Annotated in this window: 29 protein-coding genes; 4 read left to right on the top strand and 25 right to left on the bottom strand. The window is 58.9% G+C overall.

Going from position 1 to position 24,758, the window contains the following annotated elements; all coding sequences use genetic code 11:
- Positions 1–75 precede the first annotated feature (75 nt).
- Positions 76–615, bottom strand: a complete 540-nt coding sequence (locus F1609_RS08215; protein WP_167075983.1) for a PEP-CTERM sorting domain-containing protein — start codon at positions 613–615, stop codon at positions 76–78.
- A gap of 196 nt (positions 616–811) precedes the next feature.
- On the opposite strand from F1609_RS08215, the gene F1609_RS08210 reads away from it, so the two are divergent.
- Entirely contained in the window at positions 812–1,246 is a 435-nt protein-coding gene (locus F1609_RS08210; RefSeq protein WP_167075982.1) for a hypothetical protein, read from the top strand.
- Between the two features lie 73 nt (positions 1,247–1,319).
- Positions 1,320–1,961 carry a uridine kinase gene (gene udk, locus F1609_RS08205; RefSeq protein ID WP_167075981.1) on the top strand — a complete coding sequence of 214 codons (642 nt, stop codon included), beginning with the start codon at positions 1,320–1,322 and terminating at the stop codon, positions 1,959–1,961.
- 90 nt (positions 1,962–2,051) lie between these two features.
- On the opposite strand, the gene F1609_RS08200 is transcribed toward udk, so the two are convergent.
- Positions 2,052–3,056, bottom strand: a complete 1,005-nt coding sequence (locus F1609_RS08200) for a WD40/YVTN/BNR-like repeat-containing protein (RefSeq protein WP_167075980.1) — start codon at positions 3,054–3,056, stop codon at positions 2,052–2,054.
- Between the two features lie 146 nt (positions 3,057–3,202).
- Between F1609_RS08200 and F1609_RS08195 the strand changes: the two genes are divergently transcribed.
- The gene (locus tag F1609_RS08195; protein ID WP_167075979.1) at positions 3,203–4,090 is read left to right on the top strand and encodes a zeta toxin family protein; all 888 of its coding nucleotides are present in this window, start codon (positions 3,203–3,205) and stop codon (positions 4,088–4,090) included.
- Between the two features lie 60 nt (positions 4,091–4,150).
- Here F1609_RS08195 and F1609_RS08190 read toward each other — a convergent pair whose 3' ends face one another.
- Positions 4,151–4,849 (bottom strand): DarT1-associated NADAR antitoxin family protein, encoded by a 699-nt coding sequence (locus F1609_RS08190; protein ID WP_167075978.1) that lies wholly within the window; start codon positions 4,847–4,849, stop codon positions 4,151–4,153.
- 421 nt (positions 4,850–5,270) lie between these two features.
- Here F1609_RS08190 and F1609_RS08185 point away from each other — a divergent pair, with 421 nt between their 5' ends.
- The gene (locus F1609_RS08185) at positions 5,271–6,467 is read left to right on the top strand and encodes a tyrosine-type recombinase/integrase (protein WP_370661604.1); all 1,197 of its coding nucleotides are present in this window, start codon (positions 5,271–5,273) and stop codon (positions 6,465–6,467) included.
- 164 nt (positions 6,468–6,631) lie between these two features.
- On the opposite strand, the gene F1609_RS08180 is transcribed toward F1609_RS08185, so the two are convergent.
- From F1609_RS08180 to F1609_RS08075, 22 genes are all read right to left on the bottom strand, one after another.
- A complete protein-coding gene (locus tag F1609_RS08180; RefSeq protein ID WP_167075976.1) occupies positions 6,632–8,290 on the bottom strand; it encodes a diguanylate cyclase domain-containing protein in 1,659 nt (552 codons plus the stop codon).
- A 99-nt stretch (positions 8,291–8,389) separates the two neighbouring features.
- Positions 8,390–8,638 carry a hypothetical protein gene (locus tag F1609_RS08175; RefSeq protein WP_167075975.1) on the bottom strand — a complete coding sequence of 83 codons (249 nt, stop codon included), beginning with the start codon at positions 8,636–8,638 and terminating at the stop codon, positions 8,390–8,392.
- A gap of 298 nt (positions 8,639–8,936) precedes the next feature.
- The gene (locus F1609_RS08170) at positions 8,937–9,077 is read right to left on the bottom strand and encodes a hypothetical protein (protein ID WP_167075974.1); all 141 of its coding nucleotides are present in this window, start codon (positions 9,075–9,077) and stop codon (positions 8,937–8,939) included.
- Positions 9,074–9,343: a hypothetical protein gene (locus F1609_RS08165; protein ID WP_229421715.1), complete on the bottom strand. Its 270-nt coding sequence runs from the start codon at positions 9,341–9,343 to the stop codon at positions 9,074–9,076. Before F1609_RS08165 ends, F1609_RS08170 begins: the two co-directional genes overlap by 4 nt.
- A complete protein-coding gene (locus F1609_RS08160) occupies positions 9,340–9,750 on the bottom strand; it encodes a hypothetical protein (protein WP_370661603.1) in 411 nt (136 codons plus the stop codon). The genes F1609_RS08165 and F1609_RS08160 overlap by 4 nt, the downstream gene beginning before the upstream one ends.
- A complete protein-coding gene (locus F1609_RS08155; RefSeq protein ID WP_167075973.1) occupies positions 9,732–10,187 on the bottom strand; it encodes a lysozyme in 456 nt (151 codons plus the stop codon). The genes F1609_RS08160 and F1609_RS08155 overlap by 19 nt, the downstream gene beginning before the upstream one ends.
- Positions 10,171–10,392 carry a DUF7940 domain-containing protein gene (locus F1609_RS08150; protein WP_167075972.1) on the bottom strand — a complete coding sequence of 74 codons (222 nt, stop codon included), beginning with the start codon at positions 10,390–10,392 and terminating at the stop codon, positions 10,171–10,173. Before F1609_RS08150 ends, F1609_RS08155 begins: the two co-directional genes overlap by 17 nt.
- The gene (locus tag F1609_RS08145; RefSeq protein WP_167075971.1) at positions 10,389–10,712 is read right to left on the bottom strand and encodes a hypothetical protein; all 324 of its coding nucleotides are present in this window, start codon (positions 10,710–10,712) and stop codon (positions 10,389–10,391) included. Before F1609_RS08145 ends, F1609_RS08150 begins: the two co-directional genes overlap by 4 nt.
- 56 nt (positions 10,713–10,768) lie before the next feature.
- Positions 10,769–11,122, bottom strand: coding sequence for a hypothetical protein (locus tag F1609_RS08140; protein ID WP_167075970.1), 354 nt, complete (start codon positions 11,120–11,122; stop codon positions 10,769–10,771).
- A gap of 10 nt (positions 11,123–11,132) precedes the next feature.
- On the bottom strand, positions 11,133–12,071 hold the full coding sequence (locus tag F1609_RS08135) for a hypothetical protein (protein WP_167075969.1): 939 nt from the start codon (positions 12,069–12,071) through the stop codon (positions 11,133–11,135).
- A complete protein-coding gene (locus F1609_RS08130) occupies positions 12,068–12,988 on the bottom strand; it encodes a hypothetical protein (RefSeq protein WP_167075968.1) in 921 nt (306 codons plus the stop codon). Before F1609_RS08130 ends, F1609_RS08135 begins: the two co-directional genes overlap by 4 nt.
- Entirely contained in the window at positions 12,985–18,468 is a 5,484-nt protein-coding gene (locus tag F1609_RS08125) for a hypothetical protein (protein ID WP_167075967.1), read from the bottom strand. Before F1609_RS08125 ends, F1609_RS08130 begins: the two co-directional genes overlap by 4 nt.
- A gap of 35 nt (positions 18,469–18,503) precedes the next feature.
- Positions 18,504–18,797, bottom strand: a complete 294-nt coding sequence (locus tag F1609_RS08120; protein WP_229421713.1) for a DUF1799 domain-containing protein — start codon at positions 18,795–18,797, stop codon at positions 18,504–18,506.
- A 17-nt stretch (positions 18,798–18,814) separates the two neighbouring features.
- Complete coding sequence (locus F1609_RS08115; protein ID WP_187362950.1) at positions 18,815–19,162, bottom strand: phage tail assembly chaperone; 348 nt, start codon at positions 19,160–19,162, stop codon at positions 18,815–18,817.
- A gap of 99 nt (positions 19,163–19,261) precedes the next feature.
- Positions 19,262–19,906 (bottom strand): phage tail protein, encoded by a 645-nt coding sequence (locus tag F1609_RS08110; RefSeq protein WP_167075966.1) that lies wholly within the window; start codon positions 19,904–19,906, stop codon positions 19,262–19,264.
- A gap of 84 nt (positions 19,907–19,990) precedes the next feature.
- Complete coding sequence (locus F1609_RS08105; RefSeq protein ID WP_167075965.1) at positions 19,991–20,341, bottom strand: DUF3168 domain-containing protein; 351 nt, start codon at positions 20,339–20,341, stop codon at positions 19,991–19,993.
- A complete protein-coding gene (locus F1609_RS08100) occupies positions 20,338–20,763 on the bottom strand; it encodes an HK97-gp10 family putative phage morphogenesis protein (protein ID WP_167075964.1) in 426 nt (141 codons plus the stop codon). Before F1609_RS08100 ends, F1609_RS08105 begins: the two co-directional genes overlap by 4 nt.
- Positions 20,756–21,088, bottom strand: a complete 333-nt coding sequence (locus F1609_RS08095; RefSeq protein ID WP_167075963.1) for a phage head closure protein — start codon at positions 21,086–21,088, stop codon at positions 20,756–20,758. The genes F1609_RS08100 and F1609_RS08095 overlap by 8 nt, the downstream gene beginning before the upstream one ends.
- A complete protein-coding gene (locus F1609_RS08090) occupies positions 21,085–21,645 on the bottom strand; it encodes a head-tail connector protein (RefSeq protein WP_167075962.1) in 561 nt (186 codons plus the stop codon). Before F1609_RS08090 ends, F1609_RS08095 begins: the two co-directional genes overlap by 4 nt.
- A 5-nt stretch (positions 21,646–21,650) precedes the next feature.
- On the bottom strand, positions 21,651–23,309 hold the full coding sequence (locus F1609_RS08085; RefSeq protein WP_167075961.1) for a hypothetical protein: 1,659 nt from the start codon (positions 23,307–23,309) through the stop codon (positions 21,651–21,653).
- A gap of 3 nt (positions 23,310–23,312) precedes the next feature.
- Positions 23,313–23,492 carry a hypothetical protein gene (locus F1609_RS08080; protein ID WP_167075960.1) on the bottom strand — a complete coding sequence of 60 codons (180 nt, stop codon included), beginning with the start codon at positions 23,490–23,492 and terminating at the stop codon, positions 23,313–23,315.
- A gap of 54 nt (positions 23,493–23,546) precedes the next feature.
- Positions 23,547–24,743 (bottom strand): phage major capsid protein, encoded by a 1,197-nt coding sequence (locus tag F1609_RS08075; RefSeq protein WP_167075959.1) that lies wholly within the window; start codon positions 24,741–24,743, stop codon positions 23,547–23,549.
- Positions 24,744–24,758: the final 15 nt, after the last annotated feature.

Here is a 24,758-nt window from a genome sequence, read left to right as displayed (position 1 = left end):
ATTCGTCAATAGCGCCCGCAGGTACTTATCTGCGGGCCAGGCAGGCACAGGCTCAGTCGCCGTCATCGGTGAAGCTTACTTGCGGTTGCGGCGCCGGGTGAACCCGGCCAGCGCCAACAGGCCCGCGCCGAGCATGAGGTAGCTGTGCGGTTCAGGCACTGCGGTCACCGTCATGACGGTCTCGGGCGACCAATAGTGTCCAAAGTCTCGTCCATCTGTTGCCGTCCAGGACGCATTGCCCCAGTTCGCGCCCGTGTTGATAAAGAAATGCGTCCCGGAAGAGTTGCCAGTTTCCCTGAGATCGTAGTTAAACGACAAAGCACCGGCGGGGTTATACGAAAACGTCGACACAGCGCAGGTGATATTCCCTACATTCGCACACGGCACATGGGCAAGTGTGTCGTAGGTGAAGGATTTCAGTTCGGTCAGATCGAAATTCCCGTCCTGATTCAGATCGTTGACGACGAACTGTCCCGAGATCTTGGCGTCAGGATCAAAAACATCGCTGTATTTTTCAGTAAAGCCCTGGAAGGACCATTCATACGTCTGATCGGCCGCATTCGCGGTCAGGGCGCATAGTGTGAGGGCGGCGCAACTCGCCAATTTCATGAACATGAGAGACCTTTTTGATAACATGATAGGAGCAGGTATCTTATCAGAAAGTTAATTCACAGTGCTTAATTTGTGACTTCTTTAACACCGATGGGAATATTTTTAAAACCATTCGGTGGAAAAATGAACGGATTCGGATCGGCGCCAAAGCTTGATGAACGCGGTTGACAATGACGCCGGCTATCCTGATGATTAGCGCATGACTGACCTCACCCGCCCGGAAATCGACGCCAAGCTGGTTGCCAGCGAAGCGAAGGTCGACGCGCGCCTGGCGAACTTCGACACGAGCATCAAGACCGGCTTCGCCGAGCTGCGCACTGCCTTCGCGGAGCTGCGCGCCAACTTCGCCGATCTGCGCGCCGAGTTCGTGGAACTGCGCGGCGAGATGGCCAGGCATCGCGAGGAGGTGCGCGCAGAGTTGGAAAAAATGCGCGCCGAAATGCACAAAGGCATGACGGACATCGTCAAGTGGGTGATCGCGGTCAACCTCGCCAGCATTGGCGCCCTGTTCACCGTGTTGAAAATGACGGAGAAGCCGCCATCACCGCCGCTGGCGCAGCCTGCGCCGATCATCATCACCATTCCCATGCCCCAGCTCGCGGCACCACCCGCCGCGCCAGCCCCACCGAAGTAGATTCTGCCCACGCAAGCGCGGCCCGCCCGAGCGGCTCCCTGTCCGCGCGGCCGCGCTTCCGGTATCATTCGGCATGAATAAGATTTCCTCCCCTCCCTTTGTGATTGGTGTTGCTGGCGGAAGCGGCAGTGGCAAGTCAACCGTGTCCCAGCAAGTGCTGGCTTCCTTCGGCGCCGATATGGTGTCGGTCGTGATGCAGGACGATTACTACTGCGACCAAACCCACCTTACCCCTGAAATCCGGCGCCAGCAGAATTACGACCATCCGCAGGCCTTCGACTGGCCATTGCTGGTACAGCATGTCCAGGCCTTGTGCAATGGCGAAGCGATTGCCATGCCGGAGTACGACTTCACGATCGACAACCGCTCCGACAGGACCATTCCGGTCAAGCCAGCCCCGGTCATTGTGATCGAAGGCCTGTTTGCCTTGTATGACGCGGATTTGCGCGACATGATGTCGCTGAAGATCTTCGTCGACACCGCTTCCGACATCCGCTTTATCCGCCGCATGCAGCGCGATATTACCGAACGCGCTCGCTCGGTGGAAAGCGTCGTCGGCCAGTATCTGGACACGGTGCGCCCGATGCACAAGCAATTCATCGAGCCGACCAAGCGCTATGCCGATGTGATTATTCCGCATGGCGCGAATGGGCCGGCGGTGGATATGATTACCACCAAGGTGGCCAGCGTGATCGGGCAGTTGAAGCGCTCCTGATTCCGGCGGCGCGGGTTTGCGTCAATCGAATCGGTCATCGGCCCGGTCCTGCAGCATTGCGGCGCTCGACCGGTGACCAATTGGCAGGCCTTATTGCAGATCGTTGTAATCAATGATGATCTGCCAGTCCTTCCCATCGTGCAGCGCTGCGCCATACACTCCCGCCAACAGCATCACGCCGTCACCGACCGATAAATGACCAGAGCAAATGCGCACGCTGTCAGGCACTTTTGCGCCTTTGAGCTTGCCATTTTCTATCACCCATACACCGTAGTCGTTGGTGGCCCACACTTTGCCATCATGCCAGACCATATCGCGGTAGGATAAGGTGAGGTCTCCGCGATGAATGCGCTCCCAGCGCTCGGCCCGGCCGCGGTAGACGGTTCCCCCGTCAGCACCGATATACACCTGGCCGTCGCCCGCGCAGCAGATACTTTCCAGTGACATTTTGCTTGGAAAAGGCAGATGCTTCCATTCTTGTCCATCGTAATGCCAGAGATCGCCATGCCCGCCAGCGGCATAGATATCGGTGCCCGAAAATCCATCAATATCGTGGAAGCCCGTCGGATCGAGAAAGTGTTTATCCTTGGGTAATTGCGTGTGATAGAACCACTCATTGGCACCCTTGCGGGTGATGACGGTACGGCCTGAGCCGCAGCCGTACACTTCGCCCGCAATGGTACGCAATTTATGGATGCCACCGCGCGTCAGATATGCTTCCGGCGCCGCATTCGCTTCCCGGAGTTGCCGCGAGTCGGAGCCTTTTATATCGTCTTCCAATCCCCGCTCCCCAGCACCAACCACATACACATGGTCATTCAGGGAGACCCCAACGAATTGTTCTTTGGGGTGAAGCGACACGCCCGCTTTCAGACGGTCCATTCCACCCAGGTCGGACCGGCCCCACGGTTGTATCTCCGGACGATCAATGCAGGAGATAACCCTCGTTCGCAACTTGCGCTTCGGCGGGTCGTCCGTTTCCTCGTTGTAAATTTGTTCGACCACAAAATACAAGATATCTTTTTTCCTGACCACACAGTCGATCAGGAAGAACCCTTTGAAGCATTGCTCGTAAGAATGTGCGTCGAGTTTCATTGAGTCTCTCTTAAAGGCAGTGTCCGTGTGCGACATGACGCCGGCTTCCTGCGGCGCCGATCATGGCAAGAATAATGCAAGCCTGAATTATTGTAAAATTAGAAACTGGCATATCTTCAGCGGCGCCCATACTACAAGGAACGATCATGGAGCAGAGCGAAAAACGGGTGAAATACGACATTGCCGAGGGCAGGCTACACCTCTTGATCAGCTATTACTCACAGCTTGCGTACAAAGAGGAGCAGAAGGCGATCCCGGACCTGCGGCAGATCGCGCAATGGGAAAACGAAAAGCGTTCCCTGCTGGCGCTGGCAAGGGCCCTGGACCTCGAGCACCAGGCCGCCATCGCCGACATCAACGCTACTTACGGGCCGGTTCTGCGTGCATGCAAGGCGACGGCGAGCGCCGCCACCGCACCGCCTTATGAGCTCGACCAGGCGGAACACGACCGGCTCTATGCGCTCATTGCAAGAGATCATCTTTCGAGCGTCGAGCCGCAGCAACAACCCAGGGCGATCATCACCGGCGGCCAGCCCGGATCAGGGAAAGGGAACCTGACCGCCGATGCAAAACGGGAATTGGCCACGCAAGGCGGCTATGTCCTTGTCGACCCCAACGAGCTGCGCTTGAGTCACCCGCAGTACTTTGAACTCATGCGCGAGAACGACCGCGAAGCGGCCAGTTTGACACATCGCGATGCCTCGAAATGGGCCAAGCGCCTGGCCATCGACGCGATGGACGGCCGGCGTAACCTGATTATCGACCAAACCTCAAAAAACGCGGAATCGCTGGTAGCGCTGACCACAAGGCTGCGCCAGGCCGGCTATCACGTTACGCTCAGAGTCATGGCAGTCAACAGCGAATGGAGCACCCTGCAACTGCTGATGCGGTATGAAATCCAGAAATCGCAAGAGGGAATGGGGCGGTTTGTTCCGCAGGCAGTGCACGACGCAGCTTATGCGGGACTGCCGGCCAGTGTTGAAGCAGTTGAACGGGCCAGGAGTGTGGATGCGGTACAGGTGTACAAGCGGTAGCGGCGTTGAAGACGGCGCCACCGGCTGGGCACTTGGCGGCCATCGGCGCAAGTAAAAGGTTTATACCAGGCGTGCTTGACCACCTGTATTTTCGTGCGCGTTGCTGACTTCACCGGTATTGATCGCATTGAGGTACTGCGATTGATTCATCAGCATGTCGTCATTGAGCAGGCCGCGCTCATGGAGCGATACGTACAGCGCAGCAGCGTACGCCTGACAGTTGACCGAGCGCTTGGGATTGAATGCGATGTCGGAAAAAGCGGCATACGTTAGTACTTCTTTTGCCAGTTCAGGGTGCTTGTGCAGCGCGTTCACATATAACCAGTCGTAGAAAGCGGTGCGTGGTTCCAGCTCCCAGTCCTCACCGAAAAAACTGAATTTGGTGAGACGTCCGTGCTGGTCGAGCCGGGGATCACGTTTGGCGTCGATTGACGTTGCATCCAGCAAGTCGATGAACGGGCCGCCTTGTTCGAATACTTTGCTGGACTGGAACGCGCACTCGAGGCTGAATTCTCGGCCGTGCTTGGTCATCATGAGGTTGAATGCGCTGAGCTGGACGCCGAGGTCATTTGCGGATTTGCTGGAGACTTCCAGGACCTTGTCGACGCCGAGTTGTGAACCGGCTGCGGCGTGTAATGAGGTAATTGACTTCTGGGCTTGGCTTTTTGATATGCCGGGGAACCATTGGAAATCAATGTGGTGGGTTTGGACCAGCAGGTTGCCGGATAGTGAGGGAGTGAAGATTGGTCTGGTTGCCATGGGTTTTCTTTCGCTTTCCTTTTGTGCCGATAACTGGGAACGGACAGGGTGAACGAGTCGGGGAGTACTCGCCGCGCACAGCGCCCGGCGCCTCCGGCGCGCCACCGCGCAGCGGTGACAGATGGACGATTCGGAGAGGGCTGGGCGAGTACGCCCAGCCCTTCGAATCCCCGCCGAAGAGCCCGAAGGGGCTCTTCTTCTATCCGCCAGGAAACAAAAAAGCCACCCTAGGGTGGCTTTCTTTTGTTTTCTGGCGGAGAGACGGTCCGCCTATTTTTTATTCAAAATTGTTCTTATTTGTTCGTTCTCCTATGAACTCTCGGGGCGTAGGGCATAAATTTGTTCGTCATTGTTCACATGCATGCGGTACAATCCACGTATCGACGGTGGGTACAATGGTGGGTAGAAAATGGCGAGAACGGTGGAAAAGCTTACCCCCTTGGGCGTGAGTAAAATGAAAGTGCCTGGCTATTATAGCGATGGTGCCGGTCTGTACTTGCAGATATCGGCATCGCTAACAAAGAGCTGGATATTTCGTTTCACGTTCGGCGGGAAGCGGCGGGAGATGGGCTTGGGGGCGACTCATACCGTCACTTTAGCCGAGGCTCGTGCCAAAGCAAGGGATTGCCGCATCGTCCTGCTTGCTGGTCAAGATCCACTCGCCGCCCGCGTCGCTGGCAAGCTCGCTGATGACCTCGAACGTGCGAAGGCGATGACATTCGGTCAGTGTGCTACAGCCTATATCACGACGCACCGGTCCGGCTGGAAGAATGCCAAGCATGCGGCGCAATGGGAAAGCACGATTGACACGTACGCTGGCCCGATAATCGGTGCGCTGCCCGTGGCCGATATTGACACTGCCCTGGTCGTTAAAGTCCTCACCCCCATCTGGCACTCTAAGACGGAGACGGCAACACGGCTGCGGGGCCGAATCGAAAGCATCCTTGACTGGGCCACCGTAAGCAATTTCCGCGCAGGGGAAAATCCGGCGCGTTGGCGCGGGCATTTGGATAACTTGCTTGCAGCACCAGCGAAGATCGCAAAGGTCGATCACCATGCGGCCCTGCCATGGCGCGAAATCGGGGACTTCATGCAGACCTTGCGCGGCAGCGCAGGCGTCGGTGCACGAGCCTTGGAGTTCGCGATTTTGACTGCGGCACGCTCAGGCGAAGTCCGGGGCGCAACGTGGGATGAAATTAATTTCGAAGCTGCGCTGTGGACGATTCCAGCTTCACGGATGAAGGCCGAGGTGGAGCACCAGGTACCGCTTGCCCCTGATGCCGTCACCCTACTCCGCGCGGTGGAGCGCTCCGGGAGCTTTCTGTTTCCTGGTCAGCGAGAAGATCGTCCGTTATCCGACATGAGCCTCACAGCAGTGCTACGGCGCTTGAAGCGCGACGACATCACTGTTCACGGTTTTCGGTCGACGTTTCGCGACTGGTGCGCGGAAGCCGTGGGCAACTCGTATCCGCGTGAGGTTTGTGAGCATGCGCTTGCGCACAAGCTGCCGGACAAGGTCGAGGCCGCCTACAGACGTGGGACGCTGATCGACAAGCGTGTGTTACTCATGCGCGACTGGGCGGAATTCTGCAAGCTTTCTTCGACATTAGGACTTTGAAATCATGGACTACTTTTCCGCAAGGAGTTGGTAGGCGATTTTTTCAAGGCTAACCAACGTGTTACAACGGGACCAGACTTCAATATGCGACGTTGATGCGACGATTTGCGGCCCCATGAACCCAGCTACAACTAACACGCGTAAGTTAGCGGAGCGGAAAGTCTCTAGCAACGATGCAGTGCAAAGCCATTTCTACCTTTTCGCTTGGCTTCATAGAGCGCACTGTCGGACGCCTCCATCAACGCGCCCACACTACTATAGCCGTTGGCATTGATGGCGATGCCGATACTCGTGGTGACAGCAAAGCTGAGGCAGCCGAGAACGAACGCAGGCTCGATACTGGCAAGAATTTTCCTTGCCAACTCTGGGATCTCAGTGTCGTCGGCCAGGTTTTCGAAAATTACTACAAACTCGTCGCCCGCTAACCTGACTACTGTATCGGTGGTGCGAACCGCAAGCTTAATTCGCCTCGCAAATTCAATTAATACTTGGTCACCTGTTCCGTGGCCATAGGAATCATTTATACTTTTAAAATGGTCGATATCGAGATACGCTAACGCAATATATTGCTTATTTCGACGCGCCCGCGCTAAAGCCATTACCATCGATTCTTCAAACATACGTCGATTATATAGACCAGTCAATGCGTCGGTGCGCGTAAGTCTGACCAGCTCTTCCTCCACCTCTCGTCGTTGTAGAGAAAGCAAAAAAAATGCCCTACTTAATTCACCGAATTCGTCTCGACGGATGACATCAAAAACTTTTATGTTAATACTTCCACCAGATATATCCGCAACGTGCCTGCGCAATGCGCCTAACGGAAGCAACAACCGCATAATAGCAAGCCAACCCAACAAACCGGCAACGATTGCCACCCCACCGGATGCTAATAGGGCTTTCCGACGCATATCGATAAGTGGAGCGAATGCTTCTTCAACAGGGTAAACTGACCCAATTATCCAATCTGTCCGAAAGAGTCGCTTGTAAGCAATTAGTGAATTAACCCCCTTTTTCGACCTTCCTTCGACCCACCCTTCAAAACCATTCATCGCTGCTAACGTTGACGGAACGGCGCCCCCCGCCTCTTGTGTGACATTCATTAGAATTCTCTGTTGGTCAGGGTGGTGAATGACAATACCTTGTTTCGTGAGCATAAACAGATACCCACTCTGACCAGATTTCAGCACCGCGAGTTGTCCAAAAAAACGGGGCCTTTGCAGATCAATGGCTCCGCCTATAATGTACAGCAGTTTCCCATTGACATCGAATACAGGCTCAGTTACCACGACCACAGGTTTCTTTGATAACGCACTCCGAAACGGCGCAGATATCACACCTTCGCGGTTGTTCACTGTATCGATAAAATAGTCTCGCTTGCTAAAATTAGACAGACCAATGGAACGCCTGTCATTAAGATTTGCAATAAGATTACCGTTTGCATCAAGGGCGATCACATTGAAAAACTCATCACGTAAACTAGCGTGAACTTCGAGGAATTGCTGGATCGCCGACGGTGCTCTGTAATCTCCCAGACTCAATTGCTCACCTATCGACATCATAAGAGTTTTTTTCGACGCAAGGTCCTCGTCAATATACGACGCTGCACTGGATAACAACGCAACCTGTTGATCGCCAACTACTGCACGCATCTGCCGCTCTCCAAGCTGCAAAGAAACATAGGCGACTAATGCGGCCGCTAGCAGTACCAAAAAAACCACCACTGTCGTTAGGCGAGACCTGAGCGTCCCAATTCCGGCAAGCGTCTTTATCATAAATACCAAGAAAAAGGTTAGATTTGAAAGCTTCACCTGCAATACCGACATGCTAAAGGCAGGAGGTTGCAAAATCGAGGTTTTCCCATATAGTATCTGCCTTTTACGCACTATGTCTGTAGGCGCAAGACCGCTATTCGACAAATATAGTTAAAAGCTTAGTTTTGAAAACGCCTCAGCTAAAGCCTTATCAGCGACACCGCTGTCGATCCATTTTTTTACCCAACGCGTCGTACACTCTATCGCTTCAGTATCGGTCGCAAAAATCCCAAGATCTGTGAAGCCAATAAATCCAGTCGGACCAGCCACTTGAGCTCCAGCACAGAATTTTTTATCTACACCTAGCACGGCATCCACATAGATAACATACCCAAGATAATCGACGCGCATTTTGATCATCGAAAACTCTCCCATAAGATTAATATTCTACGGTGGACGTATCCGTAGATGCAATTACAAACAATATACAGCAGTCGCGCAATCACAGTCTAACGAGCACACTACGAGGCCAAAAATTTTATCTTCTCGAAGGACGGAAGCTACAGATGCTGCATCAAAAGCAATCGAACAAATTTTACGCTTGCTCGCGCTCAGTATTGCGAGTACCCTTGTCGATCCAGTCGGAATTCTCCCGACGCGGTAAATGCGATAAGCATGCCGAGTGCTCGTGCCCCAAGCAAGCAGGACTAACATCTGGTCATTCGGCAAGCGCCACCAGCCCGGCCTTGCAGCACCGGTAGTGCGCTAGCAGCTCGGCGCTGACCATCTGCATGGGTGACTTGTCCGGACCGTCGATCCGGTGCATCTCCAAAATCAGCGGCCCGGCCTCGTCGCTCACAAGCACCCCGCGATCACGGCTTCCAGCTGCGCCTCGTACTTGAGGTGCAACGGGAGGTCGCGCGCCAAGGCGAGCACCTTCTCACCGTCACTGGCATCGGGCGCCAGGCCGCGTACAGCGAACGCCGGTCGCTCGAGCGCGCCAGTGACGCACGGCCGGTACACTGGCACCTTGACCTCTTGCACAACCGGCGCCCGGCCAGCGCAGGCGGCCAGCAGCAGTACCGCCAGCAGGGCGCACGCCCACAGCATGCGGCGGGCGGTCATCGCACGGACTCCAAGATCAGGTCGACGGTCGGCATGGCCTCGTCGCAGGTGGTGGCGCGCGCGCCGGCGACCTTGGCCAGCGCGGCATCGAAGCGCCGGCCAGTGGCGGCGGCCTGCTGCTGGGCGGCCTGGCCACGCGCCTCGGCCAGCAGCTTGGCGGTACCGGCCGCCTCGATTGCGCCGTTCTGCAACTGGATCCCGGCGCGCAGTTCCGCGTTGGCGCTGCGCTCGGCGGACAGCTCGGCGCGGGCGGCGTCTCGGTCGCGCGCCGCCAGGAACCAGCTGCCGCCCGCCCACGCGCTCACCACCAGCAGGGCGGCCAGCAGCACGACGGCGATGACCTTCCAGATGCCGCCTGTGACGCCGGCGGCCAGCGTGCCCAGGGCGCTCACACGACCCCCAGACACATGTTGCGCTCGATGGCGCGCCGCTTCACCAGGCCCGGCAGCCGGATGCCCTTGGCGAGCGTCCAGCGCAGCAGCTCGTCGCAGCCACCTGCCACGTCGCCCGCGTTCAGCTTGCGCGCCAGCGTGGAGCCGCACAGACTGGCCTGGCCCACGTTGTAGGTGAAGCTGACCAGCGCGGCGCGCCGGTAGTCGGGCAGCGGCGCGCGGATGCAGTCGTCCACGGCATGGTTCGCCAGCTGGAGCGAGGCCGCCAGCATCGCATCGCACTGCGCGAGCGTCGCGCGCTGACCCAGACGCACGCCCTTGGTCTCCCCGAAGCAGATCGTCGGGATGCCGACCGGGTCCAGGTAGGCTGCTTGGCGCAGGCCCTCGAAGCCGCCGACGAAGACGGCCGCGATCGCCAGCCAGCCGGCCCGCTGTTTAAGTGTCGTTGCCATGGATTTCTTTCTGCGCGAGCAAGCGCGCGCCAAATGCCAGCGTCGAGACCAAGGCCCCGATGCCGGCGAATACGCCATTGGGAACGCCGACCGGCTGCACCAGCGCGATATACACCTCGGCGGCGCCCAGCAGGCCGGCAGCGGCGTTGAATTTCAGGCTCCAGGCCTTGGCGAGCACGGCGCGCCAGTCTTCGATTAGGGTCATTTGCGCTGGCCCCGCTCGAGCGATTCCAGCCGGATGCCCTGGCCGTCGATGATGCGCTGCATGGAGTACTGCATTTCCTTGAGCGCATCGGTGCGAGTGTCACGGTCATCGACTCGCTTTTCCAGCTTGGCGATGTTGAGGATCAGCGTGGCCTGGTCGACGCGCAGCAGGTCGAGCTTTGCCTGCGTCTTATCCGTGTTGCTGGAACTGGTGACGGCGAAGCCGGCGAGGGCAAGGCAGATGGCGCCGGCTGTGCTGATCAGCCATGTGAGGGGTAGTTTCGTGTCGATCATGTCGGGGCGTGGGGTAGACGGTTCCATGTGGTTCTTTCAATAAAAAAGCCACCCGAAGGTGGCCAGTGGTGGAGCGCACACGATCAGGCGATCGTCGCGGCGGTGATGAACAACTGGTCGATATCGGCCGGCGTCAGGCCCAGCACCTGCCGGATGCCTTCGACCAGCCAGTGGTCGCGCCGGACGTTCTGCGCGTATTCGAGATATGCGCGTGCCTGTTCGCCCTCGATGCCCGTCATCCCGTCGACGTAAGCCTTCACCTTGACCATGTGCCCGGCGACAATCAGCGCAAGCCGGGCATTCAACATCGGCACGGATTCCGGCACGCGCGGCACGGCGGCTGCTGCAATATCCAGTTCACGCTGCGCCAATTCTTCCGGCGTCATGTCGCGCTCTTGTTGAGATTGCGTCTCATCGTCCCAATAAACTATGCTCATGTATATTCCTTTATGATTTTGCATATCCATACACGCGGACAATTGCACCCGCTGCGATGTTGGTATTATTTATGGTAACTATTCTAAAGCCGCTGATCGGGTTTGGATTCGGAGGATTAAAACTCCCGGTGAACATTTGAGTGCCAGTACCGTATAAATGAAGCCAGGTACAACCCGATGAACTTAATGTGCGGTTTTTATCATAAACTGTAATTTCGTAGTCTTTAGGGTTATTAGTCCCAGTTGGACCCAATGGCCAAAGGGTGTTACTGCCACTAGTCTGCGAGCCTGTCAGGGCGGCAATACCGTATACATTACCTGTCTCTACAACGCCCCCTACTGCAAATCGCAATGCCGCAGGAACAAAGTCGGTTACAGCCTTTGCATAATGCACAGTTATTAAAAATCGGTCATGCGCCGGGGTATTGAAAATGGTAAGAAAATCAATTGCAGCAGCGGGCGCAGCCAATGTTACTTCGCCTAAAAAGGCGAGGCCACCATCACCGATTAAGGCCATCTTTCCGCTCTTATTAGGCCACTGAATAACGGGCTGGGTTGATGGTGAAATAAAACTCAAATCAAATCTGCCGGTTTTTGAATTATCCGCAGCATTCTTTACAATTGGATTCACATCCGAGAAAGCCGCTGTGATGCCGATAGTTTTTGCACTATCCGCTGCGGCATCTGCCCAGCCTTTTGCTTGGGTCCGATAACTTGCAGCTGCATCGGCCGCCAGTTGTGCGGTGTCCTTTAAACCGGCCGTGGTGATCTTGTCGTTGTTCGCAGCGATGGCGGCGGCGCTGGCCAGGCCCTGTTTGATCGTCAGGTCGTCGGCCAAGGTGTTCAGCTCGACGGTGAGCGTGGGAATGCGGCTGGCGAAATAGGTGTCGGTGTCCGCGCGGAACGTTGGCGACAACCGGTCAAGCGGGGGAATTGCAGTAATTGTCATTGGGAGAGTCCTTCGATTTCAAGGTTGCAGAGGTGGTACTTGCTGTACGGGATCACCATGGAAAAGTCTTTGAAAAAGCCGTAAAAAATCAGCGGTTCGAAGCCGACTTGATCCGCCCCGATGTAAATGCACGGTATCGTCCGCAGGCCCGCCAGCGACCGGAAAATTCTGTTGAACTCGCCGGCCGGAGTGAGCACCTGGAGATTGCCGCGCTTGCTGAACAGGCCGGCGACCACATCCCAATTGCCGAAGCGGTCCTTCTCCTTTTTGCTGTAGTCGATGATGCCGACGGTGGCGCCCTTTTGCGCACTGCCCACCGCTATCACCTGGCCCACCTGGAGCACGCCGACCGAAACCGGCTTCGTACTCGTGATCGTCACCGTCAGCTCGCACGCGGCGTAATGCTGCGGCAGGTCGGTGAGCACAAAGTCCGAGAGTTGTTCGAAGTCGAGGAAGAACCATTCGTACACGCTGGTGATCTGCGTGCCGTCCAGGTTGACCGTGCGGCTGTAGACCGTGGTGCCGCCAGGCGCGTCCTTAAGCGTTACCGCTACCTGCCGGCCGACGAGTTCTAACATGCCCAGCCCGGAGATGCTGCCGGGGCGCGTGACGACCGTGATTGCCGTCGCGGCGGTGGTAGCCGTGCCGATCTTCCTGTCGAACATGGCCCACCGCAGCGTCGGCCCGGCCTCGATCCAGTTCGTCAGGTCGTTTTCGGGCACGATTGTTGATGTCCCGGCGACTGTCCGTTCGTATCTCATGTGGGTTGTTGTCCGGATCACCATAGCGCCGACCCCGTATGTGGTGCCTGAAACCCACAGGCTTTCTCCGGACTCCGGGTGAGGCTCGGGCACCGTGCTGCTGGTCAGCATCGCCGTGGTGATCGTCGTTGGCTTGATGACCTTCATGCCGCTCATGCTTCCTCCGTTTGCAGTTTGTCGTCCTTGATGACGCGTTTGAGCATGCCTGCCATGGCCGCATTGCTGATGGCGATCGAGCGCACCTCGGCGCGCAGGCCGGCCATCTCGTTGCTGGCCTGCTGCTGCGCCGCGCCCGACGTGTCGGCCGGCGCTGGCCGGTTGATCATCTGCATCAGTGCGCGGTTGTCGGCGGCCGGGATCACGCGCTCGCCCTGGTGCGCCTGGATCATCATGTCCGCCGGCAGGTAGTTGGTGCCCACAGCCAAGCTCGGCAGCGTCAGCCCGAAGCGCGCGGCCAGGATGGCGCCGGTTGCGTCGAGGCTGGCCGCTGTGCGCGCGCGAATGCGCTGCAAGTCGATCAGCGATGTGGCGTTGGCCTCGGCCAGCTCGATCAGCTTTTGCGAGATGGACGGCAGCAGCTTTGCCGCGTCCTGGTTGCCGGCCTGCGCCTGGGCGTTCTTGATGGCGAATTCCGTCTGCACGCTCGCAAGCGATTGGGCGGCATTGCCAGATACCATGCCGCGAATGCGCGCCACCTCGTCGAAGATCGAATCTGTGACCGACTGCCAGGCAGATTTGATCTGCTCGGCAGCGCGTGTGGCTTCCTCTGCCACGCGCGCCTGTTCGCGCGCCAGCTCCTCCTGGTCGCGCTTGGCGGCGGCCGCGCGCTCGGCTTCGATGCGGTCAAAGGCGTCCTTTGCCACCTTCGCCGCTTCGAGCGCCTTGAGTTCGTCGTACAGCCTGACCGTGGTCGCGTCCATGCCGGCGATCTCGCGCTCGCGGACCTTGGCCGGAACCATGTCAGGCTTTTTGAATTCAAAAATCCGATCTTCGTAGCTGCTGTTGACCGATTTGAGCTTCTCTGCCGCTTGTTCCGCGAGAGCTGCGGCCGTGGCGGTGGCCTGGTAGGCCTTGAGCTTGTCGTACAGCTTGACCGTGGTGGCGTCCATCCCTGCGATTTCCAGGTCGCGCACCTCTGCGGCCTTCTTGCCCACCTTTTCGAAAGCGTCGATCTGATCTTGATAGCCCTTATTCGTCGCGGCCAGGGTGTCGGCCGCCGCCTTCTTCGCAGCGTTTGCCGCATCGGCAGCGATCCCATACTGCACGTTGTCGAACAGGTCCCGATTACTGACATCCGTATCAAGGCGCTGCTTATCCAACTGCTTCTTGCGGTACGCCTCCGGTGTCAGGGCCAGCTGGTCGAACTGATCTTGTAGGCCGGCGCGTTCCTTCTCGATATCAGCGGCAGAACGAACCTTTGTCGCCGCTTCCTCAAGTGCTGGGTTCAGCTGCGCGAAGGCCTCCTGAATATTCATCAGGCCGGCGTAGGTTTTCGCACCATTCGTGCTGGTCAGGTCAAGGCCCATCACCAGAGCCTTGAATTCCGCGCGCGTCTTGGGCGCTGCAACCTGGAGGTCAGCAAATGCGGCCTCAACGGCCTTCGCAACTGGCGCCAGCCGTTCCGCTTCGGTGAGATAGTTTTGCGAGAAGTAGGCTACGTCCTTACCGAACGCATCCATCCCGCCCGACAGCTCCAACAGGTACTCGCGCGCCTTGATCGAGCCGACGCCCACTGCGCCGAACGTGTCACCCACAGCCGCAAGGGCGGCATCGATAAATGCATACTCGCCAGCGACACGCTGCAGCGTCTCACTTGCCGTCTCCGTACCCTTCGTAAATTCACCCAACGACGGCACCAGCTCTAGCGCGATCTGGTTGCCGACGCCCACGAAGAAGTCGGTAATCGCCTTTTTTGTCGCCTCTTCGTCCTTTGTGATGGCGATGCTGATCTTCTGGGTGCGCGTGGCGATCGACTCGGCGTTGATGCCAAGCACCGTGGCGAAGTCGGCGGCGGCCAGTTTGATCGACGAGTAGGCGCTTGCGAATTCTTTGGCGCTCGTGTCGTTGACGGCCATGGTGTCGGTGCCGGATTTATCGCTCCTGAACCAGCCGCCTTTCTGGCGCCAGGTCGAATCTGTCTGGCCAGCGAATCCGCCGTCTGCGGCGAAGGTGCCGTTCAGGGTCGATCCGGTTGTTTCTTTTTGCCGGCGGCCGAACGCGCGATTGATCAACCCCCCGACAATCCCGCCCAAGATCGGGACCGAGCTCTGCAAGGTCGTGAAATTTACAAACCCGTTGCCGTTGCTGCCGCTTCGCACGGAGTATCCGTCCGAAATCCAATTGCCGATCTTGCGCCCGATCTGCGCGGCAGCAAGCCATGCCATGGCGATGGTTGCGGCGCTGCCAGCAGTGGCACCAGCGTTCAACGATGTGCCCGTGCTGGTCATGCCTGCGCCGTTATAGGCATTGGCGGCATTGGCGGCATTACCGGTTCCCATCGACATACCGTTGCCGAAAGCGGAAATGTTCGATGAGCCGAAGTAGTCGCCCACTGTACTGATCATGTTCCCCATTTGGGAGGACATGCCGGTAAAGCCCTTTTCAATTGCCTCGTATGCGTTCGATGCGCTTTGGGCCAGGCCAACGTATTGGCTCCCGCCGCCTGCACCACCTGCGCCGCCACCTGACGAGCTGAAGAGCCCCATGATGCCGCCGGCGCCGCCATTCCCGCCAACGACGTTGCCGATGACCTGGACCACGATCGGTTTGATGAACATCTTGTAAATCTGGTCCGCAACCGAGGTCTTGAACGTGGTGACCAGTGATTTTGTGAACGACTTCCAGCCATCCTGGCCGTTGTTCAGCATGTCGGCAAAGCCAGTACGGAAAATGTCGTCGTACTGCTGGACGGACTTGCGCCATTCGTCCATGGCCGCTTTGCCCGACTGGTTTTTGTACCAAGTGTCGAATTCCTGCTGGAGCAGCTTCTGCGATTCGGTTCCTTCTTGGGCCAGCGCGATCCGCGCGCGCCACTTCCCGGCGTCAATTTCCAGCAACTCAGCCGCGCGGGTGCGCTCGTCGGTGATCGACTCGGCGGCAAAGCGGATATTTTCGTCATGGAGCTGAGCGGCATAGCCCAGCGCCTTCGTCTGCGCGAGCGTGGCCCGTTCGTCGATCGCACGCGCTTTCGCAGACTCGCGCATTTGCTCGATCATCTTTTCGGAGATCGGCAGATCGGCCTTCCGCAGATCGGCCAGTTTTTTCTGGAGTTCGGCTTCGACACGCAGGCCCACCGCAGCCAGGTCGCGTGCGTCACTTACTTGACCGTACAGCTCATATTCGGAAGCAAGGGTTGCAGCAAAAGCCACGCGCGCAAGCGTATTCTGCGTAATGTATTCTGCGACGCCCTTCTCAGCGGTCTGGAGCTTCATTTTCCGCTCGGTCACCGCCAGCTCGGCCAGCGATGCTTTTGTGGAGGCGATCTGGGCATCCGTGAGCTTGAGCTTGCCGGACTTGAGTTCCAAGTCCAGCTTGATCCCGAGCTTCTGGCTTTCGGACGTGGCCGTGCTTGTGGCCAGCTCTAAGGTGTTGGCCGCAATTTTTGACTGAATAGCCTGGCCGAGATTCGCATATTCACTTGCCTGTTTGCTGGCAGCAGCAGATGCTGCAGTCGATGCAGACGTTCCGGCTTTCTGGCTTTCTGCATTTTTCTCGATCGTCTTTTCAAGAGCGATTTGAGTTTCGATCTGCGCAGTACGCTCTCTCTTCTGCTCGTCGGTCAGCTTCGATTTTCCGGCGGCGAGTTCACGTGTAAACTCAAAGGCCAGCCGTTGGCCTTCGCTAAGTTTAGCGCCAGCGGTCGCCTCTGCCTGTAGTAAGGCAATGTGGTCAGCCGTGACGGCCGACAGCTTTTTGTACGCGGCGGCCTGCTCATTGATGTCAGCAGCCTTTTTGATCGCGTCCTTGGCCTGGTCCGCGCTCTTTAGTTCTGGCAGCCGCGGCTGCAACTCGTCCGGGAAAAGTTTTTGCCCCCAAGCCAGCTTGATGGCCGAAACGTTGGCGCGCGCATAGTCGACCATCTTGTCACCGGCCTTGCCAAACCGAGCCATGGCGCCGTCCCAGATCTCCACAAGGCTGGCTGCCGCAGCACGAAAGTCTCCCTTGATCAGATTGCCGAATACCTTGACGGCCCCTCCGAATCCCTGAATGACGACGTCAAACGTGGCCTTGACGGATTCAACGACGATGTCGACGACGGTCTTCAGTCCGTAGAACAGGCTGGTGAACGCAGCCATCCCACCCCGAAATCCCTGGACGACTGATGGCCAGCCTTCTTTGAAGAAATCAGCCAGATTGGTGAGCGCCGGCATGATGTTGTCGGCAATCGCACGCTTGAACCCCTGTGACGTGTTATCCAGCTCGACGTTGAATTCGGCCATGACGGAGGCATAGCGCCCCATCTCGGCCTGCTGGGTTCCGCTGATCAGCAGCCCATACTCGCGCTGGCGTTCGGTCACGGCGGCCAGCTTTTCCGCAGTCACACTCAGGGCAGCGTCGATCTTTTCAGATGAGCCGAAGCCCAGTGCCGACGCGACAGCATTGCGCTCGAGGCCCTCCGTATATTTCGACAGCTCGGTCTGAACGTTGACCAGGACATCCCGCATCGGCAGCAGGTTGCCGGCGGCATCCTTGTACTTGACCCCGAGCGCGTCAAGCTCATCCTTGTTCGACTTGATCGCGGTTCCCGCCTCGCGGAAGGTCTCGATGTAATCGCCTTTGGCAACGCCGAGCCCAGCCAGGGCTGCGGCCAATCCGGACGCCTCGTTCGCACTCAAACGGAAATTCTTTTGCAGGTCGACCACTTCCTTGTTGGCAGCAACCAGGGCGTCGATATTGGCGCTCTTGTAGCTCTCGCCAGTGAGCAGCCCTGCCGCGAAGTCGATCGTCTTGTAAGCCGCATACGTGGCCCCAAGGACGGCAGCTGAAATGCCGATCGCGGCAGCAGTCCCGGCGATGATCAGTCTGGTTTTGATGAATTCGGTGACTTCCTGGAAGGCGGTCTTGGCAATAGCGATCCCGCCACCGACCGCCGTACCGACGGCGTAAGCTGCCGCCTCACGCCAGTCCTTCAGGCTCTGGATAGCCTCATCCGGCACCACCAGCTGGTCAGAGTCGAGTCGCATGGCCGCGATCTGCTGTTGCGCGGTTGTAGCGGCAGCGCCGGCGATCGCGAACAGGCTCTTGGTTTGCTCCAGGCCGGTGGAAAATGTCTGGGCGCGGGTCTTCTCCGCAGCGGTCAGCGCGTCGATCTGCGCGAGTAACGGCTTCATCGCCTCCGGCGCGCCCTTGGAATTGGCGATCGAAGCGTAGTAGGCGGCGCTGGCCTTGCCACCCTCCGCCATCGCTGCCTGCGTCGCCGCAACGGATTCAGCGAGCGTCTTGGCTGCGACCTGCACGCGGGCAGCGGCCGCATCGCCACCTGCCCCGATTTTGGCGAACGCGCTGTCGCTCTTCCCCAGGCTATCAAGATTGCGCCCGGTTTTGGCTGCGGCGTCATCAATCTTGCGCAGGCCTACCTCAACACCCTCGGCGTCGACGGCGACCTTGATTGTCGCGTTGTTCGTGGTTTCTGACATTGGCCTGGCCTAAAAAAAATGCCACCCGAAGGCGGCTAACTATCTGCGTAAATGCAGTTGAGCGCGGCGACTTCCATCGTCTGGATATCCGCCTCGAGCTGGTCGTATTCGTCGGGTGACAGGTCCATGCGGGCCATCCTGTGGTGCATGACCATGTAATCGAGGCCGCACGGCCCATTGGCGCCAGTTCGCCACTGCGTTCGCATGTACTGAAACAGCAGCAGCGCCGGCATGTTGTCGGGCCAGGGGTCTACTTCCTCGCCTGCAAAGTCCTCTTTCGTCAGACACGCCGCCTCCAGTTCTTCGGCCGACGGGGTCTTTCGATACATGGACTCTGCAAGCGCGATCAGTTTTTTGCGCGCGCACCCGACAGTTCGAAGAAGTAGGCGCTGAGCACAGCCTGGGTCGAGCCCATGAAGCGCTGCGTGAGCTTTTCGAGCGAGTCGGCGTCGAAAGGTTCGTCCAGGTCCCAGCCGCTGGCGATGTCGAGCAGCACATCGCTGTCTTTCGCATCTTCGTCGCCGGCGCCAGACGCAACCGCATCCGAGAATTCTTTCAATTCGGCCTTGGTGCGGTGCTTGAAAACGAACTCGATGTCGAACGAGTCGCTGCCCGCGCGGGGAATGGTCACTGCGGCCTTGAAGGTTGGCGATACGTCGAGGGAGCGTTTTGGTTTTGCGATGGTCTTGGTCATTTTTTGCTTTCAGAGAGAAAAAGACCGGCGGTGATCAAGCCGCCGGCATAAAAAAACCCGCACATGCGGGTCAGGAGACACAACTGGATGGGGGTGGAATTACGCGGAGTAGCGAACTGGGCGCCCTTGCAAGGCCGAGCCGGCTTTGACGGCCATCACCTGGCCCTTTGTCATCGAAGGCGATTCGTCGAAGCTGATATAGCCGTTGTAAAGGATCTTGCTGCCGGCGGGCAGCTCCGCCTTGATTGCGGCAATCTTGCGCAGTTCGGCCGCGCTTTTGAGCGCAGCGTGGTGCGGCAGGTTCGGATCGTCTGCGATCGACATTGCCAAGGTCTGCGCGCTGTAGCCGTCCGGGAGGCTGATTTCGTTCTCGACGTCCAGCAGGTTGACGGTGGCGTATTTCGGCTCGCCGCCCGATGGCTCGCAGCTGATCATTTGCGCGATTGGTACCCAGGTGGTGATCTTGCGCAGCGAGCCCGTTGCGCCGCCCGCAGGGAACAGCGACGTCGACGTGGTGTCGAGGCCTTCCAGGGTGACGGTGGTGCCAGTCGCAGCCTTGACGCGGAACACGCGGTTGGTTGCGCGGCTCCAGCTGCCGGTGTATTCGACGTAGTCGCCGGCGGCGAGCGTGTTTGTTGCAGACAGAACGGTTTCGGTCGCGTTGGTGCCGGCGGTAACGGGAACTGCGGCTGCGTAGACGGTGGCCAGCGCGTAGAGCGTGCCGGTTGGAAGAGAAAGTGCCATTTGTGTTTTCCTTTCGGGAAATAAGAAACCCGCGCGAGGCGGGCCGGTGGTTCGCCCGAAACGGGCATGGAAAAAAGAGTCGGGTCAGAAGAAAAATTCGAAGTCCTGCATCGTCCCGCGCAGTTTGGTGGCTTCATCAAAGGTTGCCATCCTGCCGGTTAGCACGGTGGTTTGCAGCGCCGCCACGTCGCGCAAAGTGTTCTCGACCTGCTTGCCCAGGCCGGATGCTTCCAAGCGCGTGCCGGCCCACACGTTGACCTGCACGCGCGTCAATTCCTTGTCCGGGACTGTGCCGTCGATCATGTTGATGGGATTGCCGCCAACGGCCTGGTACGTGATATATGGCCGTGGCGTGCCCTCCGGCGCGAAGTCCGGGAAAACCCTGTTGTCGACCAGTTCATGCAGGGCGTTGAAGATCGTGGCTTCGAGGATCATTTGCGCAGCTTCCTGCCGATAGCTTCGGAGAGCGTCGCCGCCATCACGGCAGCGGCCTCCTGCTTCTTGCTCTCGTACGCTGGGCGCATGAAGGGAGACGCCGGCGTGCTGGCCGTGCCGAACTCCAGGAAGCGCCAATAGAAGGCGTCGCCCTTGGCGCCGTACGCACCACTGCGGACCGTCACCACGTACTCCTGGCGTTTGTTGCCATCGGAGCCCTCTTCCACGCGCTTGATGATGATGCTCTTCTCCAACACGCCGGTCTTACGGTGAGCGGCAGCGTTGCGCTTTGCCTCGTCGCGGAACACCTCGGCGCCGGCGAACCCGGCGGCACGCAGGCTGGACTCGTCGACGGCCTCGGCGATCTGATTCGTGGCCTTGGCGATCGCGTCTTGAAACGCTGCTGTGTCAAATTTAAGCACCTACCACCTCCGCAACCAGGTCAACAAAAGAACGGTTTTTCATGTCGGGCAGCACGGCGCGCACCTCGTAGAATTTGCCTTCGTAGAGCACGCGCATGCTGGTGGTCAGCCCGGCGCGCTGGCGCATACGAATCGACGCTTGCGCGGTCGGGGTAACAGCGCCTGCCTTGATCGTTTCCAGCCCGCCCGTGAATCGAATGTCTGCCCACACCTTGGGCGGCCAGTCGGCCCAGGCGTCCGGCAGCGGCTCGCCGGCCGCGTCCTGCGCCGGCCCGCGCTGCTGAATCGTCACCAGGTGGCGCAGGGTCTGCGCGAAGGCGCTCATGCGTACACCCGGTAGCGGTCCAGCAGCCGGTTGACATACACGGACTGCGATGTTTCCTTGAACTCGCGCGTCGCCGGGTCGAACTGTTCGGACAGGCGCGCCAGGATGTACAGCTTGATGCTCTCGGGCACCTTGTCCTCGGTCTCGCCGTAGCCGCAGGTGTATTCGACCACCACGGCGTTGCGGCGTGTGTACGTGGCTGGCCAGCCCGCGCCGGCGGCCGCTACGATGTAACCGGGCTCGGTCACAGCATCGACGTAGTAGGCTTCCGGCGCCAGGATCTGGAGCACGTTGTCGGCGTCGTAGTAGCTGACGCTCTGCACGGCGATCAGCGGCGCGCCTTCCAGCCGGATAGCGTCGTCAAAGGCCGGCAGCGTGGCTTGCCAGGTCTGCTTGATCAGCGCGCGGCCGATCTGGTGCTCACATTCCAGCGTGATGCCCTTAAGCCACAGTTCGATCGACGTGTCCAGATCGGTCGACGTCTCGCGCAGCTGGAGCTTTGCGGCTTCCAGCGAAACCGCCATCGCGGCCGGCGGGGTGATTTGTCGTGAGGTCATGGCTTTTACAAATACCGCGAAGCGATGTACGCAGCGGCGTACGTGGACAAAACGGTTTCAATGCACAGTTCGTTCGGGTGGTAGCCGTCACCTAAATGGTTGTAGGCCGTGTTCCAGCGCTCCGGGTTCGCCCCATCACCCAGGACAGGAAGCGGCATCCAGTCGATCCCGAAGGCGGCGGCAACTTTCGCCAGCTCGATGTCCTGCGCAACCTTCAGTGCGTATTGCGCCGCGTTCAAGGTATTGAGCGGCATGCGTGGGTGCATGACCGGCTTCGGGATGCCATACCTTTTGCAGACGCTCATCACATCGGCGGCCAGCCCGAACGCGGCTGCCACCGTTCCATCGGTGTTCACGCCGTCGTTCACGCTGTCGCAGCCCACCACAAGGATGGACGGCGGCGGAGCGCCTGCTGCCAAAGCCGCTTTTACCTGGTTCCAGTAGGTCATCGACGTCTGTGAACTTGCGCAGAAATTGGAAAATGCGATCGGCTTTTGCGGAGTCGACAGCGTCAAACATGCACGGTGCATCCAGCTTGAAATCTTGTCGGCGACGATCGCGTCGTTCTGGCCGGTCGAATCGTTGGCATGCCAAAGACTCAACACCGGGACTGAATGCGACACAACTGGGTACACGTCCAGCAATTCCCCAGCCAGGCCCATCAACGTGTTCGGCGTTGCCACGGCATCGCTCAATGCATACCCCATCTGGTATGTGCGGCCGCGCAGTGCCGCTGACGGGGTGCGGGCCAGTGCAGACATCGTGTGAAACGGAAATGGATACACGGCGCCGTTGCAGTGCAGCCGAATGAGCAGCAAAGGTCGGCCGCTGCCGTCGAGGCGAGGCACGCTCTTGACATACGACTTCTCCGACATCGCGTACGTCTGGTCGACATTGGGTCGCAGCACGCCCACCATACTGGCCGTGTAGCTGCCGACCGCCGCCGCAGCTGCGCCAGGATCTGCGCCCATGGCGTAGGTGAATGCCGTTGTGCTGGTCACGATGACTGGGGTGTTCGTCACGTTGTAGGCCGGCAGGTCGGCATTGCGAACTGTGACCGTGGCGCCGGTGATGAGGCCGTGCGGCAGCTTCGTGGTCATCGTTGCGGTAGTGGTCGTGTTGGTCAGGCTGGCAACCTCCCGACCGGGCCAAACAACCGGCTGAAAGCCGTTTGCAGTTCCAGCGGGCGCGAGTTGCGGATAGGGGACGCCATTGATCACCGGCACGGTGAGGTTCTGGCTCGCCGTCAGTCCGTATGACGTGTCTGTCGCGTTCGATCCAGTCACGCCGATGAGGGCCTTCTGCGCGTCCAGCACGTTTGCGCCTGAACGATTGATCCGCAGCAGCCGCACCGCATAGAACGGCGCCTCTACCTCGAATTTCATGCTGCTCGTGAAATTGCTGGGAGATTGGTTGCCAGCAGGGCACAGCACGCCACCGGTACCGCAAATGCCCCAGAAACGGTATAGCGCTTCGGTACGAGTGATGGGCTCGCCCGTCAAAGGCAAGCCGGAGTTCGGATACTTTGCGATATAGATCGCACCGCCCGTCAAATCGGTGCTCGCCATCTTTGCGGCTACCAGGCCGGCCTCAGTGGCGGCGTCGAACACTGCGAGAGCGTTCGCCGGGTAGCTCGCGTAGGCGCAGAGTAGGCGGATGGTCATAGGTTAGGCTTTCTTGATGGATTCGGCGTACGCGACGGCAGCGGGATCGGCGTCGACCACGCCGGCCAGGCCGGGCAGATCGTCAGCCGCAACCTCGACCACGTCATCGCAATGACCCAGCGTGCAGCCCACCAGCACGCGGACTTTCACAGCGCCTTCGGGCGCCTTTGTTACTTTTGCCATGAGATTCTTTCTTGAGGTGAGGATGCGGCGAGCTTGATGCTCGCCGCGCGTGAGTTAGGTGGCCGAGTTCTGGTAGACCTTGACGGCGGCCGGCTCGAGCAGGTTGCCGCCGGAGCGCTGCCAGCCGCAGAAGCCAACCTGGCCGTTCAAGGCAAACGCCGAGTCGTCGAAGCGGCGGAGGACCGTGCTGCCCGCCACATCGCGAATGGTGTACTGCGAGAAGTCGCCAAACGCGATCGATTTCGCGTTTGCCGCCATGACCGGGACATCGTCGTTGATCGCGACAGGGTGGCCGTTCAACAGATCAGGGGCGCTGGCGGTGATCGCCGGCGTCCAGATCGGGCGGTTGGTCGTGTCCTTCAGCTTCGACACGGTGGCAACGCTCAGATCGTTCATCATGTACGCAGCGCTGGCGCGGTATGCGCGGTTGACCGCGTGCTTGAGGTCGATGGTGTCGTCGTAAGTGATCGTGACAGTCTGGCCCGTCGAACCAATCTTGCCAATGCCGGCGCGGGTGATCACGCCGTCTGGAGCGGTCGTGCCTGGGCCAATGGTGAAGTGGGTATTCTGGATGCGTGCGATGCGCATCGCCAGGCGGTTCACAACCAGGGCGATGACGTCGATGGCGCTGTCCTGGATCAGCTCCAGCGGCAGTGCAATTTTCTTGGACGAATACTTGAACACCGGCAGCCCGACCGTGCCGAACGTGACATCGCCACCGGTCGCTGGCGCGTTCTCGCCAACGATTTCGCCAACCTCACCAGTGCCATCCGACGTCGGGTAATTCAGCGGATTGCCACCGGTGGTCGAAATGATCGTGGCCACCTCGCGCATACCGCCGAACGCCTTGAGCCTTTCGATCACCATCGTGGCGATCTCGGCCGGCACGGTGTAACCGCCCTCGGCCGGGGTCGTGGTCGACATCGCGTTGCGGATTGCGACGGCTTGCTCGGCCGTGACGTTGGTGCCGTTGCGCATGTACAGGGCGACGGCGACCAGAGCGTCGACTGTTACACCAGGCTCGGCCTTGTTGGTTGGGCCGTTTTCCTTGAAATACTGGTCGGCTTCCAGCTCGCGCATTTTTTCGATGTTGCGGACCTGGCCCTTGGTTGACGCGATTTCGTCCGTCAGGTTGTCGAATTTCTTCTGGTCGTCTTTGGTCCAGACTTGATCACCCTTCTCGGCGAGCAGGTGATTGGCTTGGGTAGCGAGGTTTGCAATCTTCTCGCGCAGGGCTTCGATAGTGACCATGTGTTTCTTTCAAAA

Origin of the sequence: Massilia aquatica, from assembly GCF_011682045.1 — a bacterium.
GTDB classification, from domain to species: Bacteria; Pseudomonadota; Gammaproteobacteria; order Burkholderiales; family Burkholderiaceae_D; genus Telluria_A; species Telluria_A aquatica.
The sequence above is the reverse complement of the archived record's forward strand: the minus strand, read 5'-3'. Positions and strand labels throughout refer to the sequence as shown.

What these genes read in the sequence shown, in the direction of transcription:
- F1609_RS08155 (WP_167075973.1), bottom strand. Translation starts at nt 10,187, where the DNA reads ATGGCAACGACACTTAAACAGCGGGCCGGCTGGCTGGCGATCGCGGCC.
- F1609_RS08180 (WP_167075976.1), bottom strand. Translation starts at nt 8,290, where the DNA reads ATGTCGGTATTGCAGGTGAAGCTTTCAAATCTAACCTTTTTCTTGGTA.
- F1609_RS08110 (WP_167075966.1), bottom strand. Translation starts at nt 19,906, where the DNA reads ATGGCACTTTCTCTTCCAACCGGCACGCTCTACGCGCTGGCCACCGTC.
- F1609_RS08200 (WP_167075980.1), bottom strand. Translation starts at nt 3,056, where the DNA reads ATGAAACTCGACGCACATTCTTACGAGCAATGCTTCAAAGGGTTCTTC.
- F1609_RS08140 (WP_167075970.1), bottom strand. Translation starts at nt 11,122, where the DNA reads ATGAGCATAGTTTATTGGGACGATGAGACGCAATCTCAACAAGAGCGC.
- F1609_RS08075 (WP_167075959.1), bottom strand. Translation starts at nt 24,743, where the DNA reads ATGGTCACTATCGAAGCCCTGCGCGAGAAGATTGCAAACCTCGCTACC.
- F1609_RS08210 (WP_167075982.1), top strand. Translation starts at nt 812, where the DNA reads ATGACTGACCTCACCCGCCCGGAAATCGACGCCAAGCTGGTTGCCAGC.
- F1609_RS08175 (WP_167075975.1), bottom strand. Translation starts at nt 8,638, where the DNA reads ATGATCAAAATGCGCGTCGATTATCTTGGGTATGTTATCTATGTGGAT.
- F1609_RS08125 (WP_167075967.1), bottom strand. Translation starts at nt 18,468, where the DNA reads ATGTCAGAAACCACGAACAACGCGACAATCAAGGTCGCCGTCGACGCC.
- F1609_RS08195 (WP_167075979.1), top strand. Translation starts at nt 3,203, where the DNA reads ATGGAGCAGAGCGAAAAACGGGTGAAATACGACATTGCCGAGGGCAGG.
- F1609_RS08165 (WP_229421715.1), bottom strand. Translation starts at nt 9,343, where the DNA reads ATGACCGCCCGCCGCATGCTGTGGGCGTGCGCCCTGCTGGCGGTACTG.
- F1609_RS08130 (WP_167075968.1), bottom strand. Translation starts at nt 12,988, where the DNA reads ATGAGCGGCATGAAGGTCATCAAGCCAACGACGATCACCACGGCGATG.
- F1609_RS08095 (WP_167075963.1), bottom strand. Translation starts at nt 21,088, where the DNA reads ATGAGCGCCTTCGCGCAGACCCTGCGCCACCTGGTGACGATTCAGCAG.
- udk (WP_167075981.1), top strand. Translation starts at nt 1,320, where the DNA reads ATGAATAAGATTTCCTCCCCTCCCTTTGTGATTGGTGTTGCTGGCGGA.
- F1609_RS08090 (WP_167075962.1), bottom strand. Translation starts at nt 21,645, where the DNA reads ATGACCTCACGACAAATCACCCCGCCGGCCGCGATGGCGGTTTCGCTG.
- F1609_RS08190 (WP_167075978.1), bottom strand. Translation starts at nt 4,849, where the DNA reads ATGGCAACCAGACCAATCTTCACTCCCTCACTATCCGGCAACCTGCTG.
- F1609_RS08150 (WP_167075972.1), bottom strand. Translation starts at nt 10,392, where the DNA reads ATGACCCTAATCGAAGACTGGCGCGCCGTGCTCGCCAAGGCCTGGAGC.
- F1609_RS08085 (WP_167075961.1), bottom strand. Translation starts at nt 23,309, where the DNA reads ATGACCATCCGCCTACTCTGCGCCTACGCGAGCTACCCGGCGAACGCT.
- F1609_RS08135 (WP_167075969.1), bottom strand. Translation starts at nt 12,071, where the DNA reads ATGACAATTACTGCAATTCCCCCGCTTGACCGGTTGTCGCCAACGTTC.
- F1609_RS08105 (WP_167075965.1), bottom strand. Translation starts at nt 20,341, where the DNA reads ATGATCCTCGAAGCCACGATCTTCAACGCCCTGCATGAACTGGTCGAC.
- F1609_RS08145 (WP_167075971.1), bottom strand. Translation starts at nt 10,712, where the DNA reads ATGGAACCGTCTACCCCACGCCCCGACATGATCGACACGAAACTACCC.
- F1609_RS08215 (WP_167075983.1), bottom strand. Translation starts at nt 615, where the DNA reads ATGTTCATGAAATTGGCGAGTTGCGCCGCCCTCACACTATGCGCCCTG.
- F1609_RS08080 (WP_167075960.1), bottom strand. Translation starts at nt 23,492, where the DNA reads ATGGCAAAAGTAACAAAGGCGCCCGAAGGCGCTGTGAAAGTCCGCGTG.
- F1609_RS08115 (WP_187362950.1), bottom strand. Translation starts at nt 19,162, where the DNA reads ATGACCAAGACCATCGCAAAACCAAAACGCTCCCTCGACGTATCGCCA.
- F1609_RS08120 (WP_229421713.1), bottom strand. Translation starts at nt 18,797, where the DNA reads ATGTATCGAAAGACCCCGTCGGCCGAAGAACTGGAGGCGGCGTGTCTG.